We start from the raw sequence: 18,961 nt of genomic DNA, 5'->3' as shown, positions 1-18,961 counted from the left end.
GATCCGGCCCGCCCCACGCGGATCTTGGGTCGCTCGAGTGAGCGCGCCCTGCGGCCGAACTGCAGCGTCAGCCGGCGTCCGGCTTGACCAGGTCGGGCAGCTTGGCCTCGAACTGCCCGGCGAACTTGAGTGACGGCAGGATGTGGCCCTGGTTCGCCGCGTCGTTGGCCACGCTCGCCGCCCAACTGGACGCGGCGAGCCGCTGGTTCGGCGTGCCGTGATGGCCCGGGTTGTCGAAGCCGCAGTCGCCGACCTCGTAGAACGACTGCTCAGAGTCCAGAAGTCGCTTGGTGTTCAGCGCCTCGCCGCGGGCGTGGGTCAGGTAGTACGTGCCGAACGCGTCGGCCATGAGCTCCGTACGGCGGGTGGCCTCAGCCCAGGTCAGGTCGCTCACGAACAGGTCGTCCTGGTACTGCACGTGGTGGCCGAACTCGTGGGCCTCGATCGCCCGCGGGGCGACGTCGCCCAGACCCACGGCTGACATGCCCTGCAGGATGCCGTCGCCCATGACGATCCTGTCGGAGACGCCTGTCCCCGGGTTGCGCTTCTCGCTGTGGGCGAAGGCGTTGAAGGAGAAGATCGGGTTGGCGCCCCCCTTGAGGATCGGTTCCATGTCGACGAGCTCGATGAACATCTCGGCCAGGTCGAGCTGGGACTCCGGCGTCCCGCCGTACAGCACGGAGAGCGTGCGCGCGACCCGCTCGGGGCTGGAGAAGACATCGGCGCCGTGCAGCGGTACCAGCTGGATGTCCGCCGAGTTGATGTCCCAGAACCGCTTGAGGTTCTTCATCTCGGAGGTGAGCTCCTGGGTGTACTCACCGTTGACACCGAACTTGTTGGACTTCGACTCCCTGCCGAAGATCAGCGCGTCGTAGGTTGGAAGGTTGAAACCATCGAAGATCGAGAGCATGAAGATGGCGAAGGGGTCCTCGGCGCCCATGAGGAGCGAGCGGGCCCAGGTCTTGAGCCCGGTCGACGGGCACTGGTAGTCGTCGGGGTTGATCACGCTGTCGCGCAGCTCGCTCCACTGCGAATCGTCGATGCCGTACTTCGCGGCAGCAGCCTTGGCGCGGGACTGCCAGTCGGCGGGCAGCTTCGCAAGGATCTTGTCGGCGAGGGCCTTGAGTCGCGGAGGCAACGTGGACGTGTCGATGGCCGACTGGAGCGACTGGCTGCTGGCAGTCGCGGCCCCAGTCGCGTCAGCGGCGTGCGCGGGGAGCGCCACACCGACCGCGCAGGTCGCGGCGATTGCCAGGCTGACCGCAAGGGAGACAGTCTTCTTCACAGGGACTCCTTTTCGAAGGTGCCCGCAAGGACGACGGCGGGCGTCGCCCAGTGTGTAAGCCCAGTGGTCCAGTGGTGAATGCCTTGTGACTGGCTAGAACACGGCATGTCTGAAAGCAGACAACCTGAGTGCGGCGATGGGCGCCGGACGGAGTGCTGAGCGGCTCGACGGCAGGATCGGCGGTCGTGTTTGGCCGAAAGTGCTGACGCTCCGGCCGTGCACTTGCCGGCTTTAGGGCCGTACCACCGGAGTGCTTGGCTGGTGACGGCGGCCATGCACTCGAAGTCCGGTCGTCTCAGATCGTCTTGCGCTCCTGCGCCCCATCCTCGCCGTACAGCCTCGCCGAGGCGTCCACATGGGCCAGTCGCCGGAGCGCGCTGAACACTGCCTCACCCAGAACGGTCCCGACCACCACACTCTCCACTACGTCAGCGACCGCCACCTGCCGGTCCACGTACCCGAGGTCGGCGCGGGCGACCTGCTCGGCAGCGTCGGCGTAGTCGTCGAGCACTTCGGCGAACGCCTCGTGGCCCAACCGGGCCATGGCGGCAAGGGCCTTGGACAGGTCGGCGGCGGCGGAGTTCGACTCATGCGTGCGCCAGCCACGCCGGGAGATGAGGCCGGCGACGACGTCCTGGGCAGCCGCCGACTCGGCGTCGTCGTGCTCGACGCTCGCGCTGCCGATACGGTCCGCCGCGGCGCCGAGCACGTTGTGCAGCGGACGCTCCGGGTCGTCGACGGCCGCCAGTACGTCCGCGATTTCGGCCACCCTCATGCCGCCCACATCGAGCAGGGCGCGGATCAGCCGCAGCCGACGTTCGTGCGCCTCGCCGTAGCTCGCCTGGTTCCGACTGGTCAGCTCACCCGCAGGCAGCAGACCCTCACGAACGTAGTACTTGATCGTCGGTACCGGCACTCCGGTCTTCCGGCTCAACTCTCCGATACGCACCGTCGGTTCACTCCTTGGACTTCGCCCTGCCCACCTCGCCGGCCCTTGCCAGCCCGTCACCCATGATAGATAGTGGCGCTATCGGATGGCGGATAGTGCCACTATCCGCTCATGGGAGGTAGTCGTGATTTCCTTACGCGTGTCCTCGTGGCCTGCGCCGCAGTGGTCGTCTTCGGCGCCATGGCGGTCATGGCACCGACCGCTGGTGCTGTTCTCGGCGGCGATGGCGGTCATGTCCGCGGTGGGACTCGTGGTCGACGACCGCGTCCTGGCGGGCGCGCCGCTCTGGGCCAAGCCGTTCAAGTTCTCGGTCTCGTTCGTGGCGTACAGCCTCTCCTTGGCCTGGATGCTGTCTTTCCTCCCCAGCGGCCGACGCGTGGGATGGTGGGCGGGGGCCGTCATCGCGCTGGCGAGCCTCGTCGAGATGGTGATCATCACGGGGCAGGCCGCACGCGGAAAGCGCAGCCACTTCAACTACGAAACCCCCTTCGACGCGGCCCTGTTCAACACGATGGCCGTCACGGTCGTCATCCTGTGGACGGCCACGCTCGTCCTCGCCGTGCTGCTGCTCCGCGCCCGAATCGCCGACCGCGCATCCGCTTGGGCGATGCGCTCCGGCATCGTCCTGGCCCTGGCCGGGGCCGCTGTTGGCTTCCTGATGACCCAGCCCGCACCGGGGCAGCGGCGTGGCGTCTCGAAGGTGGTCGGCGCGCACAGTGTGGGCGTGCCGGACGGCGGTTCCTCGATGCCCCTGACCGGCTGGTCCACGGCTGGCGGCGATCTACGGATCCCGCACTTCGTCGGTATGCACGCGCTCCAACTCCTGCCGTCAATGGTCATGGTGCTGACCGTGCTCGCACCGCGTTTCGCCCGCCTCGCCGACGATCGGGTTCGGTTGCGCCTGGTGCTGCTCGCTTCGGGGGCATACACCGCCGTCTTCGCGGTGGTCCTTTGGCAGGCATTGCGAGGCCAGCCGCTGATCCATCCGGACGGGGCGACGCTGGGGGTGGCCGGCCTGATCCTGCTGACCGTCACGCTCGGGACGTACGGATCCTTGCGGGTAGCCCGGACGCCTTCCTCGTACAAGGCGACTGACGCCGCAGGCGCCTCCGTCTCGAAGGAACTCATGTCATGACCGGATTCCTCTTCGAGCTTTCCTTCTGGTTGGCCGCACCCGTCTGGCTGCTCATGATCTTCGCGCCGGCGTGGGGCCCGACTGCCCGCATCGCCGGATCGCCGTGGACCGTGGTGCCCGTACTCTTCGTCTACCTCGGGCTCGCGGTTCCGGTGTTCCCCGAACTCTGGAGCGCGGTCAGCAGCCCGGACCTCGACACCTTCCGCGAGCTGGCGGCCCTGGCGAACGGGGCGGGAGCCGTCTGGGCACAGGTCATCGCCTGGGATCTGCTGATCGGGCAGTGGATGTACCTGGAGGGCAGGCGGCTGGGCTTCTCCGCCCTGCTGATGGGGCCGTTGCTGGTCCTCACGATCCTGCTGTCACCGTTCGGGCTGCTGGCCTTCCTGGGGCTGCGGGCTGCAAGAAACCGGCGTACGGCGCGCGCCTCCCTCGCACAGGCTGCTGCCGGCGGAGCCACGTAGGCGGCATGGGAGTGAGATTGACCTAGACAACGAACAAACCCCAGGTCGCTGACCTGGGGTTTTTCTGTGGAGCGGGTGACGAGAATCGAACTCGCGCTCTCAGCTTGGGAAGCTGCGATCATTTGCGGTCTTGTTCGAGCGCTGACCTGCACGAACGGCCGCGTTTCGTGGCATCTTCGGGCCGGGACGCTTTCACCCATACGCCATGCCTGCCAAGGATTGTCGGTAGGTGCGTGGTTACGGTGAGCAAGGGGTAGCTCTCGACTCAGAGGAGGCTCCATGCCTCGCACATGGCGTTCTTCGAACCTCGGCGGGCTGGCACTGACCCTGCTGACGACATCCACGCTGATCGTGGCCGGTTCCGGCTTCACGGGGGCCTCGGCGACCGTAGGGGCCCCGCAGACCTCCATATCCGACTCGGGCGCCGATCCCACCTCGCAGCCTTCCGCTCCGCTGCCCACCAAGGGATCCGACTGGAAGTCGGTCGCCGACGCTCTTGGCCGCACCGGGTCGCTGATGGGTGGAACCGTCTACCACGTCGCGTTGCCTCGCACGGACCTCAAGGTCACCAGCAAGGGCGTGCAGATCAAAGGGGGTCTCTTGCTCGGCGGGTACGTAAACTTCGCCAAGTACCGCGACGACGCCATGATGATGGGCGACCTTGTGGTCACCGAGGACGAACTGCAAAAGGTCACGGATGCTCTGCAGAAGGCGGGCATCGAGCAGACAGCGCTCCACAAGCACCTCTTGCAGCAATCCCCTGCCATCTGGTGGACCCACATCCACGGGATGGGCGATCCCGTCACCCTCGCCCGCGGCCTCAAGGAAGCCCTCGCGGCCACAAGCATCCCGGCCGCGTCACCGTCCAAGCCGACTCAGCCGCGCATCGACCTGGATACCGCCGCCATCGACAACGCCATGGGCCGCAAGGGCACCGCCGACGGCGGCATCTACAAGTTCTCCATCCCCCGCCGGGACACCGTCACCGACGGCCGGCACGTCCTGCCCCCGGCCCTGGGTATTGCCACCGCGGTCAACTTCCAGCCCCTTGGTGACCGCAAGGCCGCAATCAACGGCGACTTCGTCATGACGGCCGACGAGGTGAACAAGGTCATCCGCGCCCTGCGGCGCGGCGGCATCGACATCGTCGAGCTCCACAACCACATGCTGAACGACCAGCCACGCCTTTTCTACCTGCACTTCTGGGCCACCGGCGACGGCACGCGCCTCGCCAAGGCCATCCGCCCAGCACTCGACGCGACCAACCTTTCCGAGCCCACTACCTGACAACGGCGTGTGGCCATCGCGTCTGACAGACGCGAAAGGGGCCGGACTTGTGCCCGCCTTTTGATCGGTCTGAGACCCTGGAGACCGATCGAGAGGGACCGGGTGAAGCAATCCGCTGACCGGTGGAAGAAGTTCCCGTAGCCGTGCCTCGAAGGTCAGCGCTACGGGCTCCTGCCCGTGCGGCGTCAACTGGTCGCAGAACTCACGGAGATGACCGGATACTCGCTCGGAGGCCACCATCGAAGCGGTCTCCAGTGCTTGCGTGGCCGTGTGGCACGCCTGGTCGAGCTCGCCTTGGTCCAGCTGCGTACGCGCCAGCCAGAACGCGTGAAACGCACGGCCACGCTGGTTGGTGGTGTCCTTTGGCCCGCTTGCTGGTGGCGGCCGACCAGCCGACGATCGCCCGGGAGAACACGTCCACGACGAAGGCGACGTAGACCATCCCGGACCAGGTCGCGACATAGGTGAAGTCGGCGACCCACCACTCGTTCGGACAGGACGCGGTGAAGTCGCGTCCCGGTGGTGAAGCGAACCTGAAGGCGCGACGCGGAGCGGCGCGGTGGTTTTCCGGCGGAGCCGGAAAGGGCTTCACATGGGGCGGGTCGCTTTCGATGTCCGGTACCGCCCGCATGATCTCCTTCATGCACCACAGATGATCATCCGTGAACACCTTGTACCGGAACTCGGTCACAAAGTCCCAGTGAACATGCATCACGAAAAATCACTGCCGACCGATCCGGATATTCTGCATCTCCGCCATAACTCAGGTACGTAGAGTCCTCGGTGTGCAGCTTCGGTACAGCTTCCGCTTGTACCCGCGGCCAGGCCAGCGCACTGCGCTGGCCAGGGCGTTCGGGTGCGCTCGTGTCGTGTTCAACGACGCGGTACGCGCCCGCGAGGACGCCCGTAGGCAGGGCCTGCCGTTCCCGAAGGCCGCGGACCTGTCCCGCACCCTGATCACCCGGGCCAAACAGACCGCCGAGCGGTCCTGGCTGGGCGAGGTCTCCGCAGTGGTGCTGCAGCAGTCCCTGCGGGACGCCGAGAGCGCCTGTCGCAACTTCTTCGCCTCGCTGAAAGGCGAACGCAAGGGACCGAAGCTGGGCGCGCCGCGCATGAAGTCCCGTAAGGACGCACGGCAGTCGATCCGGTTCACCGCAAACGCCCGCTGGTCCCTCACACCGTCCGGGCGGCTGAACCTGCCGAAGATCGGTGAGGTGCGGGTGAAGTGGTCTCGCACCCTGCCGGCTGTCCCGTCCAGCGTCACCGTGATCAAGGACGCTGCGGGCCGGTACTTCGCCTCTTTCGTCATCGACACCGACCCCGCCGCCGACGCGGCCCGCATGCCCCAGGCCGACCAGAGCATCGGCATCGACCTCGGACTGACCCACTTCGCCGTCCTGTCCGACGGCACGAAGATCGACTCCCCGCGGTTCCTGCGCCGCGCGGAGAAGAAGTTCAAGAAGGCACAGCGGGAGTTGTCCCGCAAGCAGAAGGGATCGAAGAACCGGGCCAAGGCCCGCCTGAAGGTCGCCCGCGCCCACGCAAAAGTGGCCGACGCGCGCCGTGAGTTCCACCACCAGTTGTCCACTCGGCTGATCCGTGAGAACCAAGCGGTGGCCGTGGAGGACCTGGTGGTCAAAGGCTTGGCGCGTACGCGGCTGGCCAAGAGTGTCCACGATGCGGGTTGGTCCCAGTTCGTGGGCATGCTGGAGTACAAGGCGGCCCGGTACGGGCGGACCTTCGTGAAGATCGGCAGGTTCGAGCCCACCAGCCAGGTGTGCTCCATCTGCGGCCACCACGACGGCCCCAAACCCCTGCACGTGCGGGAATGGACCTGCACCGCCTGCGGCACGGTCCACGACCGGGACCACAACGCCGCGAAGAACGTGAAATCGGCCGCCGGACTGGCGGTGACAGCCTGCGGAGCGCCGGTAAGACCAGAACCCGTTCTGGCACAGCGTGAAGAAACAGGAAGCCAGGGAATCCCACACGGAAACCGTGCCGCGTAGCGGCACAGCAACCCGCGGGACGGCCAGAATCCTCGGGCTTCAACCCGAGGAGCACGTCAATTCATCCGGTAGGAGCTGGGGCAGTGCCTGCAAGCGCTCGGCCCTCGCCGACGCAGTCCGCCCCCATGGCACTGTCGGGCGTCCTTGATCCGGCTGATCAGGGACGCCCAACCGCCCCCAGACCGACTCCCAGGCCCGGGCGGCGATGCCGACCCGGTTACGGGCGGCCAACTTGCGCTGAAGGCTGACCACATGGGACTTGACGGTGGTGAGCGAGATGAACAGCTCTTCGCCGATGTCGGTGTTGGACAGCCCCCCGGCAACCAGCGCCGCGACCTCCTCCTCCTCCTCCTCCTCGCGCGGCGTCAGCGGCTCGGCGAGCGGCCTGCCGTCCCGGAGGACCGGTGGAACGAGCCGGTGCAGCATGCGCGCGGGACACCAGCGGTGGACGAGCGCCGCGAAGAGTTGACGCAAGTACCGGAGGAATGCCGCGGCCTCTTCAGTACTGGTGTCCGCGGGATCGTCCGAGCGGGCAGCCGTCGGGCCGGCAGATGGCCGGCCCGGCGGACGGGGCGGTGGAGCCGCCGTGGGTGCGCGGCACCAGTTGGAGCATGCCGCAACTACGGGACATCACCTCCGCTCTTGGCTCAGGCGCCTTCGCGGAGCAGGTGTTGGATCAGTTCGCGTTGGGCGTTCGTCAGGTGAGGGTCGGCGCAGTGTGCGGTGTGGTCATCCACCGTGATCTCGTAGTGGAAGCCGTCGGGGACGCCGGGAGGCGGCTCAGGGTGGCCGGCGGCGACCGCCTCCGTGGCGAGGCGTTCCAGTTCGGCCGTCTCAGGGCGGTCGCCGGTCTCCACCTCGGCGTGGCGGGTGAGACCGGCGAGGCCGCCGCTGCGGGTCACACGGATACGCATGGGGCTCCTCTGCGTGGGCGTGTGGGTCAGCCGTTGCTGTTGACGCCGACCTGGCCCCATGCCTTGCGTACTGCGTCTTCCTCGGCTCCGGCCCCGTACAGGGAGTGGGCGGCTTCAATGGTGGCACGCGCGAAGGTGGCGAAGTCGGCGTCGGAGGGCAGGGTGCCTGAGACGAGGGTCTGGTACCAGATGTGTCCGGCCTGCTCCCAGGCATAGCCGCCCAGGGCGTCGGCCACGATGTAGAACGCGTGATTGGGGATTCCCGAGTTGATGTGCACCCCGCCGGAGTCGAGCTTGGTGTCCACGTAGTCGTCCATCACCGCAGGCTGGGGGTCCTTGCCGAACAGCGGGTCGTTGTAGGCGGTGCCGGGTGCCTTCATGGAGCGCAGTGCCACGCCGTTGATACCGCGAGCGAGAACTCCTGCTCCGATCAGCCAGTCGGCCTCTTCGGCGGTCTGCCGCAGGGCGTACTGCTTGGTCAGGGAGCCGAATACGTCGGAGATCGACTCGTTGAGCGCGCCGGACTGGCCCTGGTAGTCCAGGCCCCCCGAGTACTGCGTAACGCCGTGGGTGAGTTCGTGCGCGATGACGTCCAGGCATCCGGTGAAGTTCTGGAGGGTTCTGCCGTCCCCGTCGCCGAAGACCATCTGCTGGCCGTTCCAGAAGGCGTTGAGGTAGTTACGGCCGTAATGGACGGACGCGTCAAGGGGCAGCCCGGCGTTGTCTACGGAACGACGCTGGAAGACCTCGTAGTAGAACGTGAAAGTGGCCCCCAGGCCGTCGTATGCCTCGTTGTCGGCCGGGTCGGCGGTCGGCGGGTCCTGCTCGCGTCTGATGCGATTGCCCGGCAGGTTCGTGCGGTGGCTGGCGTCGAAGATGGTGCGGTCGGGATGGTCAGCAGCGGCCCCCGGCGCGGCGAGGGCCGCCTGTAGCCGTTGCTGGCGGTGCTGCCGGTCGAGTTCCCCGCTACGCCGGCCGATCTCGCGCAGTTCGGGATCGCCGCATTGCGCCAGAGCGTCGATGATGTGCGGCGGGACGATGGTGCAGACGCATGAGTGGTTCTTCATAGTGCGTTGGTCCCCTGGCACGGGGCGGCTCTCCCGGTCTGTGGGCTGGATTCGCCAGCATGGTGTACAGGGCGGCACCTTCCGCGTGCGCGGGGCCGTCGAGCGAGGTATGGGCCTTCGTTCTACGGTGGTAACAGAGGCCACGGCCGAGGCCGGTGGGGGCCTCGCCCCTCCAGCCCGCGCGATCTGCGGGAGGTGCCAGATGACATCGGATTCCACACTTCTGAGCCGGATAGACCATCTCGTGGTCCTCATGCTGGAAAACCGCTCCCTCGACAACATGCTCGGGTTCCTCTACACCGACCAGGGCAACCGCACCCCGTCAGGCCAGCCCTTCGAAGGCTTGACCGGCACCGAGTCCAACCCGGACGGGAACGGCAGCAAGGTCACCGTCTTCCGGATCGACCCGGCCAAACCCGGGGCGTACTTCATGCCGGGCTCCATCCCCGGGGAGGAGTTCGACCGAGTCAACATCCAGTTGTTCGGCACAGCCGATCCGCCCACACCCACCCCCGCCGCGACCAACGAAGGCTTCGTCACCGACTACGCGGAGATGCTTCCGAAGCGGAGAGGCAACTCCCCGGGTGTCACCCCGAGCGACATCATGGGCTGCTTCACCCCGGAAGGGGTGCCGGTGCTGTCCGGATTGGCCCGCGGCTTTGCGGTGTGCGACCAGTGGTACTGCTCGGTGCCGACCCAGACCCTGCCCAACCGGGCTTTCGCCCTCGCCGGGACCAGCCTGGGCTACCTGATCGACAAGACCAGCATGGATCTGGTGAAAAAGACGAAAAGGCCCATGTTCGACACGCCGAGTATTTTCGGCCGGCTCAGTGACAACAACACTGACTGGATGGTCTACGGCTACAACAAGTTGCCGCTGACCCCCGCCGACTTCCCCGACGCCCATCAGGCCGACAAACGGCACTTCGGCCACTTCATGGACTTCAAGAACGCCGCAGCCAACGGCTCGCTGCCCGCGTTCACCTTCCTGGAGCCCTCCTGGGGCTACAGCGGAAACAGCCAACACCCCAACGATGACGTCGCCTCCGGCGAACAGTTCGTCTACGACACCTACCAGGCGCTGCGCGGCGGACCGGACTGGGCCAAGACCTTGCTGGTCATCACCTACGACGAGCACGGCGGCTGTTACGACCATGTACCTCCACCCGCCGGCGCGACGCCGCCCGACAACATCAAAGGCGTGGAGTTCGACTTCGACTTCAGCCGGTTCGGGCTACGGGTGCCTACGGTGCTGGTCTCCCCCCTCATCGAGCCCGGGACCGTCTTCCGTGTCCCCGATGACAGCGTGCCGTTGGACCACACCTCGGTGCTCAAGACGATCGAACAGCGCTGGGGCCTGCCCCCGCTCACCGCCCGCGACAACGCCGCCCCCGGCATCGGAGAGGTCCTGACCCTGGAACATCCACGCGATGACGACCCGCTGGCCGGTGTTGTCGTCCCCGTCTCCAAGGGCGACAACCCTGCCCGGACCCAGACCTCTCACCTTGAAGGTGTGTACAACACCCTCGTCGCCGCGAAGCTCATTCCGAGCATGTGAGGAACAAACTCAGCAAGGACGCCGCACCCAGCACGCACTCGGCAGTCCGGTTGCGGGCCATCCAGGGCAGAGTAGCGTGGAATCGACCGACGTTGCCTGAATCCTGGAGGTAGCGATGTTTTTCCGACTGCTGCGGCGTGGCAGGCCGCATCGGCTTGTTCTTCTCGGAAACGGCCGACTCATCCGGGGCTTCAGCGGCGGCTTCTACGACGGTCACGGATACCAGTCCTGACACCGTCCGCTGCCGCGAAGGCGCTGTCGACGGGCCGACCTTGGAGGATGTGCGGTGGCAGAGGACACCGATGCCCTGGTGGTCATGGCGCGGATCCTGTCACCGCATTGCCGTGTCACCAGGATGTCCAGCGGAGCGTTGATTGCGGACTGGAGGCGGACGCGCTTTCTCGGAATGGCGACGGCAGACGTCCAGAAGTTCGCTGACGGAAGCTCCGAGGAACGCGCGGAACTCGTCACGGGTCTCGTTCGCGCCGGGTGTGCGACCCGCCGAAAGACGCATCCGCGCGTCGAGGTCGGGCTCTGGTTGCGTGGAGTGCACCTGCTGATCCGGACCATGGGATTCGGGCGCGTCCTTCGGCTGCTGTCCTTGGCAGCCCCCGATTACGCACGTGCGGACCTCCCCTCAGCCGAGGACGTCATGCGGCTGAAGCAGGCACTGCAATCACACGGCCGCAGAAGCTGGTTCGTCAACGACGACTGCAAGGCCGAGGCCGTGACGGCCTTTGTCCTGCTGCGGCGGCGCGGCCTGAAGGCCGTGCTTCACGTCGGTGTGCGCGAGCACCCGTTCGCCTTGCACGCCTGGACGTCTTCGGCCGGCCTGTGCATCCCTGACGCCGATCCGCGAGGGCACGCCTTCACGCCGGTGCTCTCGATCGGCTGCGGAGGACCGTGACATGGAAGCGCTCCGCCTCGCGTGGGTCGGGGGCGCACCGAAGCTTTGGACAGCCGAGGCCATGGCGCGGCAGGGACTCGTGACGACGGTCTCCTCAGATGCCGGCACCGCGGCGGTCGTCGGCTGGGTCGGCTCGGTCCGTGACCGTGTGGCGGGCGCACGCGGCCTCCTCGAGGACTTCGGCCGACCGGGAGCCGTACCTCGTCTGCCGATCGGCGACTATGCGGCCGTCCTGGTGTGCCGCGACCGGGTTCTGCTGGTGCGGGACGCGCAGGCACGTATCCCCCTGTTCTTCAGGGAGTCCGGTGGCCGTGTGACCGCGGTGAGTACCTCGGCACGCTGCCTGGGCGACATCGCAGAGCTGGAACGTCGCTACTTCTGCCGCTACCTGACCGGGAACATGGCGCAACCGCACTGGGAACTCACCCCGTTCGTCGCGGTACACCGTGTCCTTGGCGGCGAGGTGGTGGAACTGTCGATCACCGGGGAGATGCACGGTCGGGTGATGCGCCGCGGCCGTCAGGCCCACGAGCCATCGGTACCGGCAGCAGACGGACCCCACTTCGGTGGGGCGGCGAAGGACCTGCGCCTCGCACTGGAGAGCGCTGTCCGGTGCCGTGTGGGCAGGATGACCGCATGCCACGTCTCCGGCGGCACCGACTCCACCAGCGTCGCGTTGCTCGCAGCACGTCAGCTGGCCGCGGGACAGGGCCACCTGGGGGAACTCGTCCTGCTCGCCGGACGCTTCGGCAGGGGAGAACTGGCAGGGGAACAGCCGTACCTCGACGAGGCGATGGAGGCGATCCGCCGTCACGCACCCGCAGCCCGCCCGATGATCGTCGACGTCGACGACGTGGCCGACTTCGACGACTTCCAGCACCACGCGGGGGACACGGACGAGCCTCACGCGCACGCCTTCCGTGCCCCGTTCTGGAGCAGGCTGCATGCCGCTGCGGCGGAACTGGGCTGTGACACCCTCCTGACCGGCTGCGGGGCCGATCCGATCGTCGACGTCAACCCGTTCCACCTGCATAGGCTGGCCCGCACAGCACAACTCCGGCGGCTGGCGAAGCAGGCACGCGCCTGGGCCGTGGGCAGTGAGCGGGGCTTGTGGGACGTCGTCTCCGCCTACGTAGTGCAGCCGGCTCTTCCGCTGGCAGCCGAACGGGTCACAGCACTCGTCCACGGCCGCGGAACGGTGCTCGGCGGCCTCGGCAACTTCGCCCGCCCCCCATGGCTGCGATCCGAATTCGCGCGGGCGCACGGCTACCGCGAGGCCAGCATCGCGGAGAGCCGCTTCGTGTTCGGGCGCACACCGGAACAGTCCCGCTACGACGCTGCCAATTACGTTGCCGCCCCCGACCCGCTGTCCTGGAACCGTGCACCGCAGGACGGATTCGTCCTCTCGCATCCATTCCTCGACCCGGAGGTCATCGCCACGATGCGCCGCCTCCCCGCCGACGCGACGTTCCATCCGGGCCGCCCGAAGGCGGTTCTGCGCGAGGCCATGGCAGATCTGCTCCCGCCCGGGATCCGCGGCCGGGTGGTCAAGGTTCCGTTCAACGAGCTCTACGCCCGCGGCCTGCGGACACACGGCAACGAACTTCTCGACCTCTGCCACTCCGCCAGGCATCCGCTGACTGCGGAGATGTTCAACATCGACACGCTGTGCCAGGCGGTGGGGGAGGCTCAACTCGGCCTAGGGGACGCGTACGCCTGGGATCGTCTCAACAGCTCGCTCGCCCTGGTGGTGTGGCTGGAGCGACTGGACCGGCGTCCCCCCGCACTCGGCGCGGCCGTGCCGGTCATCGCCGGCTCTTGATGTCCCACAGGGTTCGTTCGATCGGGCCCGTCAGGACGTCGACAAGACCGTACCGGCTCACCAACTCCGCCTGGGTGTGGTCTTCGCTGCCGTGACGCGTGATGGTTTCCCGTATGCCCGCGCCCTGCGCGCCGAAGGTCCAATAGACAGTTACGAAGCGAGGGACCCTCGTGTGCTCGTCGATCGCGTTGTTTTCGTGCAATCTGCCGCGATAGATGAGGGAGTCGGTTTCCTTCGTGTTCATCCATGGGGGCACTTTGCCGCCGCGCCAGGAGTAACCCTGGAAATCGATTTGCTTCAGGATGACGCGGTCCTTGTGTGCGAGACTTGCGCTGGCGTAGAACGCTACCTGATCGTATGGCGTGTCCATGGGCAGTTGCACAACCATCCGGGTGGAGAAGGTGTCGTTCGCCTCGATCCACTGTCCGGTGGGAAGCCACGGTTGCGCCTCGATCAGCTCGCCGGGTTGGTGAATCTCCCTACGGGAGAGCGGGTTGATCTCCTGGTATTTGGTCCACTGCTCGGCATCAGCCCGCCACTGCTGGCGGAGCCGGTCCTTCGAACTGAGCGGCACCCGTTGCGCCATGGCGTGGAATTCGGTGCCGAGCACGTAGAAACGCGCATCGTTGCGGTTCTCAAGCGTGATGTCGACCGGAACTGAGAATGCCTTGTGGTCCTGACTCGTCACAGGGTTGCCCGTGGTCAACTTGATGACAGGCCTGACCTCGTGCTGGGACGGCTGGTAGAGGTTCTGGTAGCCGAAATTGGCTATCGCGATGACGGAGGAGAGGATCAGTGCCGCGGCCACCCGCTTCGGGGCGGGGATCACGACCGATGTGCGCCACACCGCGAAGACAGCCCACGCCGAGCCCGCCGTGAGCGCGCCGACCAGCACCGGGTAGGCCACGGAATCGCCGTTCTTCAGTATGTCGGCCAGGAGCAGGATGTTGGTCAACAAGGCCGCGAATGCGCCGATCAGCGCCACCAGTCCCGAGTAGGGGAAGCTGTGCCAGACCCAGTGGTCCACGACCGCGGCAGCGCCCAGCAACGTGGTGAACGCGACCACGATGAGGACGGCACCGGTGATGCGACCGGGGAAGGTCAGGGCCCCGCTGAAGTCTTCGACGCCGAACCGGCTGAGCAACCCGGTAGTCAGAAGGAGGACCAGCAGGATCACCACCATGGAGACCCGCGACCGTCTGTTTTTCGCCAGGTTCCGTTGTGCACGCAGGCGGGTGGTGGTGGCGGACTTGGAGGGAGTCCTCACGTGATCACCTCTTTTGGCCGCAGGCCGCACGCCATGCGCCGACCGTGCCGACCGACTGCGACCGGATGCGCACCCAAGCCGACCGGGAGAAGTCCCGCCGGTCGGCACCGGCGTATGCCAAGAGAACCCACGGGGTTGTCTCCTTCGACCGTCACTGAGGCACTGAACGGGGCAAGCGCCCTCCGACAAGCCCCCTGCCGAATTCCTGCGGCACGTACCTCGCGGTGCGTCGCGGATTTCCGACCCCCGCGGCGGACCCAGGAATCCCGGCGCTGCCCGGGGGCTCGGGCTCGAGCACCATCGTCCGCGGTAATCCGTCGGATCACCATCCGGATGCCTCTGGACGGCCTAGTTGTGCTGTCCCGGCAGGCAACGTTCGCCTGTCAAGGAGCGGTGTTCGGCGCGTGCTCTGGGGGTCCCCCCTTTTCGAAGAGTTTGGGGGAGGCGTGCCGGGCGTCGCGACGGGGCGAACGTTGCCTGTTGGGGCACTGGGTGGGAGATGGTGTGCGGGACGCAGGGTCTCGAGCGCTGCGAGTGGACCACTGACGATACGGTCGCGGCCGCGCAAGGGTGACTCTGACTGCGAGCTCTACTGGATATCGTCGGCCGCGTCGGGGATGAGCCGGAAGCCGGATCGGAACGCTGCCTCGTCGTCCACCGCCGCGATCCGGGTCACATGTGTTCTGCCCCACAGTCTGTATCGCGGCCGTCGGCTACATTCGAACGACATACACCGATGACTGTCCACACCTGCTGCACTGCTGCACCGAGCCCAAAGCCCCGGACGACCGGGGCGGCTCCGCGAGCAGCGGCTCCAGATAACCGGCAGGTGGGCCTCCGCCGGATGGCGAGGGCGGCCCGGACATCTGCCGGATACCCGGCGATCACCCCACTCTCAAACCTGGAAGGCATGACTCAGTACACAGACGTCGCAGCTCCTGCGGTAGACGCCCCGGCCCCCGTGCGCGACGGCGGGAAGGCACAGGCGGGCCGGCTCATCGGGCTTGACCTGGCCCGCGGACTGGCGGTATTCGGCATGTACGCGGCTCATGTGGGGCCCGACCCTGACGAGGGCGGGGTGACTGGCTTCGTGATGGAGCTGGCCCACGGTAGATCCTCCGCGCTCTTCGCCTTCCTGGCGGGCTTCGCCGTTGTGCTCATCACCGGACGCGGGGCGCCGAAGACGGGGCGGGCCGGGCGCCAGGCAGTGGCCAAGGTGGTGATCCGGGCCGCGATCCTCCTGGCCCTGGGCACCTGGCTGACCATGAGCGGCACCCCAGTCGATGTGATCCTTGCCTTCTACGGCCTGTACTTCCTGCTCGTACTACCGCTGTACCGGCTCGACGCCGGCCCCTTGGCGGCGATCGCCGTGGGAACGGCCCTCGTCCTGCCCCAGGTGCTCTACGTCGTGCAGCAGGCGCTCGGCGACAGCGCCGTCCGCTCGCCCGGTGAGCCCGACGGCATCGTCTCGCTGCTCTTCACCGGCGCCTACCCGGCCCTGACCTGGATCCCGTTCGTGATCGCCGGTATGGCCGTGGCCCGCCTGGACCTGGCTGCCACCGCCGTCCGGACACGCCTGGCCCTCACGGGTGCCGCCCTCACGATCACCGGCTACGGAGGCTCCTGGCTGGCGCTGCACCTCTTTCCCGGCGTTGCCAACGCCATCGGCGCGTCGACGTCGACCGGGGATGGGGCGAGCGTGTGGTGGTCCGACACCGCGGGTTATCCGTCCGGGGACACCCCCGCCTGGCTGCTGGCTGCTTCCCCGCACAGTGAGACCACCCTGTCGATCCTGGGCAACACGGGTGTGGCGATCATGGTCGTGACCGCGTGTCTGGCCGCGACGGACGCCTTCCCACGGCTCCGGTCCCTGGCCCGGCCGGTCATCGCAGTCGGTTCCATGTCGATGACCGCGTACGTCTTCCACCTCGTCGCCATCCAGCTCCTGGGCATCGACGAACTGCCCGGATCGCCCCTGCACGTTCTGCTCGGCTTCATCGTGGTCGCCATGGTGTTCGCAACCATCTGGTCGCGCTTCCAACAGCGTGGGCCACTCGAGTGGCTGATGGCCAAGGCGACGGGCCTGGCCCGGTACGTCCGCTGAGCGCAGGACCGGCCGGACCGACGCTGCCCTTGACGAAAACCTCGTCCGCCCAGGTTGGAGCGGGTGTGCAGGATGCGCCGGGCCGGCCCCTGGCCCTCCTCACGCCCGTGCATTGTCCCCGTGAAGACGGCGTCGACATCATGCGTCGGCGGCCTGCCCGTCCGCGTGGCCGCCGTCGGCCCCGCAGGCAGCTCACGAGGCCGGTGCGCTACGAGCCGACGGATCGGCTGTGGTTGGCGGCGCTGGGCGCGTCCGGCGCAGCTGCATTACCGCCCGAGGTCGGTTACGTTGATAAAGCACCTGGTCAGAGGGGGTAGCAAGCCGTAACCCACTGGGGACGTTCCATGACCGGCCTTACCGTCATCCTGCTGCTCGTGGTCCTGGCCACAGCCGTGACGACCGGCGCTCGGCACTGGAGCATGCCCGCCCCTTCGCTCCTGGTGGTTGCCGGTCTGATCGTTGGGTTGATGCCCTGGGTTCCCGAGGTCCGCCTGCCGCCTCATGTGATCAACGTGCTGGTGCTGCCGCCGCTGCTCTTCGCCTCGGCAGGGGAAATCTCTGTCCGCGACCTGCGCACCGTGTGGCGGCCTGTGACCGGCCTGGTCTTCGGCCTGGTCCTCGCCTCGGCCGTCGCTGTCGGGTACGTCGCCCGAGCGATCACGCCGCTCACCACCGTATCCGCGTTCATCCTCGGCTCTGTCCTGGCCAGCACTGACCCCGTGGCCGTTTCCGCGCTCGGACGGCGCCTGTCTCTCCCACCGCGCGTGCAGGCGATGGTGCAGGCGGAAAGCCTGTTCAACGATGCCACGTCCCTGGTCCTGTACAAGGTCGCCGTGGTCACCGCGGTTTCCGGCAGCGCCGTCACCGTAGGCGGAACCGTCGAGCAGTTTCTGATCCTTGCAGGCGGAGGAGCCCTCATCGGCGCGGTCGTCGCCGGAGTGGTGACCCTCATCCGCAGACGGACCGAGGACCCCATGCTGGTGACCGTCATCGCATTGGTCACTCCGTACGCCTCGTACGTCATCGCGGAGGATACGCACACCTCCGGCGTGACTGCCGTCATCGTGTCCGGGGTCGTCCTCGGCAGTACCGGCCATAAGCTCAGCAGCGCCCCCGTCCGCCTCCAGGTCCACGCCGTCTACGACACCGTGACCTTCCTGCTGGAGAGCGTCGTCTTCGCTCTCATCGGCCTCGAGCTCCCTTCTACCGTCCGTCAGCTCGCGCACGACGAGCACGGCTGGCCGCTGTGGGTCCCGGTGATCGTCTTCACTCTGCTGGCGATCCGCCTGCTGTGGATCTTCCCGTTGTCCGCCCTGATCCACTACCGGCACAGGGAGGGCGACAGCCGCCTCTCCTGGCGCGTTCCGGCTGTCCTGTCCTGGGCAGGCACCCGAGGCGTCATGCCGCTGGCCGCCGCACTCTCCATCCCCCTGACCACCGACACAGGGGCGCCGCTGCCGCACCGGGCCCTCATCCTCATGCTCACCACCGGGACCGTCGCGCTCACCCTCATCTTCCAGGGGTTCACCCTCGCCCCCGTCGTCCGTCTCTCCGGCATCGCTCTGGAGCCGGAGCACTCCGCGCGCGAAGAGGCCCGGACCCGCCGACACATCGCAAAGGCCGCTCTCGACGAGCTCAAAAAGCTGGGCGATCTGGATCAGCTCGCGGATCTGGGCGCCGCCGCCGAGGCCGCCTTGAAACAGGCCCGTCGCCAACTGGAGGCGCGCATCCACCAGGCCGAAGACGCCCACTACAGCGACCCCGACGCACGTCCTGCCGACGCCTACCGAGAGATACGTCGGACACTCATCGCCATTGAGGCGGCCGAGCTCCAGCGTCTCTACAAAGCGAACAAGATCAGCAGCGCCACCCGGCGCCGGATCCAGCGAGAACTCGACCTCGAAGAAGCCAGCCTCCGCGCCCGCGACTGACTGCATCCCGGCGGGGCGGAGAGGGCCTCCGGCGCCATCTCACCGATCTGGAAGGTCTCCACCGAGCTGTCCGGTGGTGCGCACGGCCGACGGTGACGCCCACCGGCGCGCGGCCCCGGCGACACGCCGATCGACATGACTGGCGCTCGTGCCTCGTTGCGGTCCTCGTGCGGGGACCCCGCTCGATCGGCACAGTGGTTCATTTGCTCAACATTGTGCGTAAGGCCTCCCGCTTGTCCTGATACTTGCAGGCATGAGGCATCTC

Annotated in this window: 16 protein-coding genes and 2 pseudogenes; 9 read left to right on the top strand and 9 right to left on the bottom strand. The window is 67.3% G+C overall.

Annotated features, from left to right (window positions below; translation table 11 throughout):
- Positions 1-67 precede the first annotated feature (67 nt).
- Entirely contained in the window at positions 68-1,285 is a 1,218-nt protein-coding gene (locus BIV24_RS13275; RefSeq protein ID WP_071366472.1) for a hypothetical protein, read from the bottom strand.
- 295 nt (positions 1,286-1,580) lie between these two features.
- Positions 1,581-2,234, bottom strand: coding sequence for a MerR family transcriptional regulator (locus BIV24_RS13270; protein ID WP_071366471.1), 654 nt, complete (start codon positions 2,232-2,234; stop codon positions 1,581-1,583).
- Between the two features lie 223 nt (positions 2,235-2,457).
- On the opposite strand from BIV24_RS13270, the gene BIV24_RS13265 reads away from it, so the two are divergent.
- The 3 genes from BIV24_RS13265 (at position 2,458) to BIV24_RS13255 (ending at position 5,117) form a co-directional block, all read left to right on the top strand.
- Entirely contained in the window at positions 2,458-3,369 is a 912-nt protein-coding gene (locus BIV24_RS13265; protein WP_071366495.1) for a hypothetical protein, read from the top strand.
- Positions 3,366-3,830 (top strand): ABA4-like family protein, encoded by a 465-nt coding sequence (locus BIV24_RS13260; RefSeq protein ID WP_071366470.1) that lies wholly within the window; start codon positions 3,366-3,368, stop codon positions 3,828-3,830. The genes BIV24_RS13265 and BIV24_RS13260 overlap by 4 nt, the downstream gene beginning before the upstream one ends.
- Positions 3,831-4,109: 279 nt before the next feature.
- Positions 4,110-5,117, top strand: a complete 1,008-nt coding sequence (locus BIV24_RS13255; protein WP_071366469.1) for a DUF1259 domain-containing protein — start codon at positions 4,110-4,112, stop codon at positions 5,115-5,117.
- A gap of 99 nt (positions 5,118-5,216) precedes the next feature.
- Here the strand turns inward: BIV24_RS13255 and BIV24_RS35345 are convergent.
- Positions 5,217-5,471 (bottom strand): annotated as a pseudogene (locus BIV24_RS35345) (hypothetical protein); the annotation flags it as partial.
- A 13-nt stretch (positions 5,472-5,484) separates the two neighbouring features.
- Positions 5,485-5,631, bottom strand: a pseudogene (locus BIV24_RS31805) (DDE-type integrase/transposase/recombinase); the annotation flags it as partial.
- A 271-nt stretch (positions 5,632-5,902) separates the two neighbouring features.
- Between BIV24_RS31805 and BIV24_RS13250 the strand changes: the two are divergent.
- A complete protein-coding gene (locus BIV24_RS13250; protein WP_071366468.1) occupies positions 5,903-7,126 on the top strand; it encodes an RNA-guided endonuclease InsQ/TnpB family protein in 1,224 nt (407 codons plus the stop codon).
- A 39-nt stretch (positions 7,127-7,165) separates the two neighbouring features.
- Here BIV24_RS13250 and BIV24_RS36035 read toward each other — a convergent pair whose 3' ends face one another.
- The 3 genes from BIV24_RS36035 to BIV24_RS13235 all read right to left on the bottom strand — a co-directional run bounded on the left by BIV24_RS36035 (position 7,166) and on the right by BIV24_RS13235 (position 9,107).
- Positions 7,166-7,600, bottom strand: a complete 435-nt coding sequence (locus BIV24_RS36035) for a helix-turn-helix domain-containing protein (protein ID WP_281247744.1) — start codon at positions 7,598-7,600, stop codon at positions 7,166-7,168.
- 173 nt (positions 7,601-7,773) lie between these two features.
- Positions 7,774-8,040, bottom strand: a complete 267-nt coding sequence (locus tag BIV24_RS13240) for a protealysin inhibitor emfourin (protein WP_071366466.1) — start codon at positions 8,038-8,040, stop codon at positions 7,774-7,776.
- 26 nt (positions 8,041-8,066) lie between these two features.
- The gene (locus BIV24_RS13235) at positions 8,067-9,107 is read right to left on the bottom strand and encodes a M4 family metallopeptidase (protein ID WP_071366465.1); all 1,041 of its coding nucleotides are present in this window, start codon (positions 9,105-9,107) and stop codon (positions 8,067-8,069) included.
- Positions 9,108-9,309: 202 nt separating this feature from the next.
- On the opposite strand from BIV24_RS13235, the gene BIV24_RS13230 reads away from it, so the two are divergent.
- Entirely contained in the window at positions 9,310-10,665 is a 1,356-nt protein-coding gene (locus BIV24_RS13230) for an alkaline phosphatase family protein (RefSeq protein ID WP_071366464.1), read from the top strand.
- Here the strand turns inward: BIV24_RS13230 and BIV24_RS34380 are convergent.
- Positions 10,649-10,882 carry a hypothetical protein gene (locus BIV24_RS34380; RefSeq protein WP_177198706.1) on the bottom strand — a complete coding sequence of 78 codons (234 nt, stop codon included), beginning with the start codon at positions 10,880-10,882 and terminating at the stop codon, positions 10,649-10,651. The two genes, BIV24_RS13230 and BIV24_RS34380, sit on opposite strands and share 17 nt — an antisense overlap.
- Positions 10,883-10,951: 69 nt before the next feature.
- Between BIV24_RS34380 and BIV24_RS31800 the strand changes: the two genes are divergently transcribed.
- Together BIV24_RS31800 and BIV24_RS13220 are read left to right on the top strand one after the other, a co-directional pair.
- Positions 10,952-11,572, top strand: coding sequence for a lasso peptide biosynthesis B2 protein (locus BIV24_RS31800; protein ID WP_245766794.1), 621 nt, complete (start codon positions 10,952-10,954; stop codon positions 11,570-11,572).
- Between the two features lies 1 nt (position 11,573).
- Complete coding sequence (locus BIV24_RS13220; protein ID WP_071366463.1) at positions 11,574-13,394, top strand: asparagine synthase-related protein; 1,821 nt, start codon at positions 11,574-11,576, stop codon at positions 13,392-13,394.
- On the opposite strand, the gene BIV24_RS13215 is transcribed toward BIV24_RS13220, so the two are convergent.
- Positions 13,378-14,661 carry a hypothetical protein gene (locus BIV24_RS13215; protein ID WP_245766793.1) on the bottom strand — a complete coding sequence of 428 codons (1,284 nt, stop codon included), beginning with the start codon at positions 14,659-14,661 and terminating at the stop codon, positions 13,378-13,380. The two genes, BIV24_RS13220 and BIV24_RS13215, sit on opposite strands and share 17 nt — an antisense overlap.
- 910 nt (positions 14,662-15,571) lie before the next feature.
- On the opposite strand from BIV24_RS13215, the gene BIV24_RS13210 reads away from it, so the two are divergent.
- Together BIV24_RS13210 and BIV24_RS13205 are read left to right on the top strand one after the other, a co-directional pair.
- A complete protein-coding gene (locus BIV24_RS13210) occupies positions 15,572-16,765 on the top strand; it encodes a DUF418 domain-containing protein (protein ID WP_071366462.1) in 1,194 nt (397 codons plus the stop codon).
- Between the two features lie 344 nt (positions 16,766-17,109).
- Complete coding sequence (locus BIV24_RS13205) at positions 17,110-18,696, top strand: Na+/H+ antiporter (protein WP_071366461.1); 1,587 nt, start codon at positions 17,110-17,112, stop codon at positions 18,694-18,696.
- The last annotated feature ends 265 nt before the right edge of the window (positions 18,697-18,961 follow it).

Origin of the sequence: Streptomyces colonosanans (genome assembly GCF_001866645.1) — a bacterium.
Lineage (GTDB): Bacteria > Actinomycetota > Actinomycetes > Streptomycetales > Streptomycetaceae > Streptomyces > Streptomyces colonosanans.
The sequence above is the reverse complement of the archived record's forward strand: the minus strand, read 5'-3'. Positions and strand labels throughout refer to the sequence as shown.

What these genes read in the sequence shown, in the direction of transcription:
- BIV24_RS13240 (WP_071366466.1), bottom strand. Translation starts at nt 8,040, where the DNA reads ATGCGTATCCGTGTGACCCGCAGCGGCGGCCTCGCCGGTCTCACCCGC.
- BIV24_RS13260 (WP_071366470.1), top strand. Translation starts at nt 3,366, where the DNA reads ATGACCGGATTCCTCTTCGAGCTTTCCTTCTGGTTGGCCGCACCCGTC.
- BIV24_RS13220 (WP_071366463.1), top strand. Translation starts at nt 11,574, where the DNA reads ATGGAAGCGCTCCGCCTCGCGTGGGTCGGGGGCGCACCGAAGCTTTGG.
- BIV24_RS13265 (WP_071366495.1), top strand. Translation starts at nt 2,458, where the DNA reads ATGGCGGTCATGTCCGCGGTGGGACTCGTGGTCGACGACCGCGTCCTG.
- BIV24_RS13255 (WP_071366469.1), top strand. Translation starts at nt 4,110, where the DNA reads ATGCCTCGCACATGGCGTTCTTCGAACCTCGGCGGGCTGGCACTGACC.
- BIV24_RS13235 (WP_071366465.1), bottom strand. Translation starts at nt 9,107, where the DNA reads ATGAAGAACCACTCATGCGTCTGCACCATCGTCCCGCCGCACATCATC.
- BIV24_RS13210 (WP_071366462.1), top strand. Translation starts at nt 15,572, where the DNA reads ATGACTCAGTACACAGACGTCGCAGCTCCTGCGGTAGACGCCCCGGCC.
- BIV24_RS13230 (WP_071366464.1), top strand. Translation starts at nt 9,310, where the DNA reads ATGACATCGGATTCCACACTTCTGAGCCGGATAGACCATCTCGTGGTC.
- BIV24_RS13205 (WP_071366461.1), top strand. Translation starts at nt 17,110, where the DNA reads ATGACCGGCCTTACCGTCATCCTGCTGCTCGTGGTCCTGGCCACAGCC.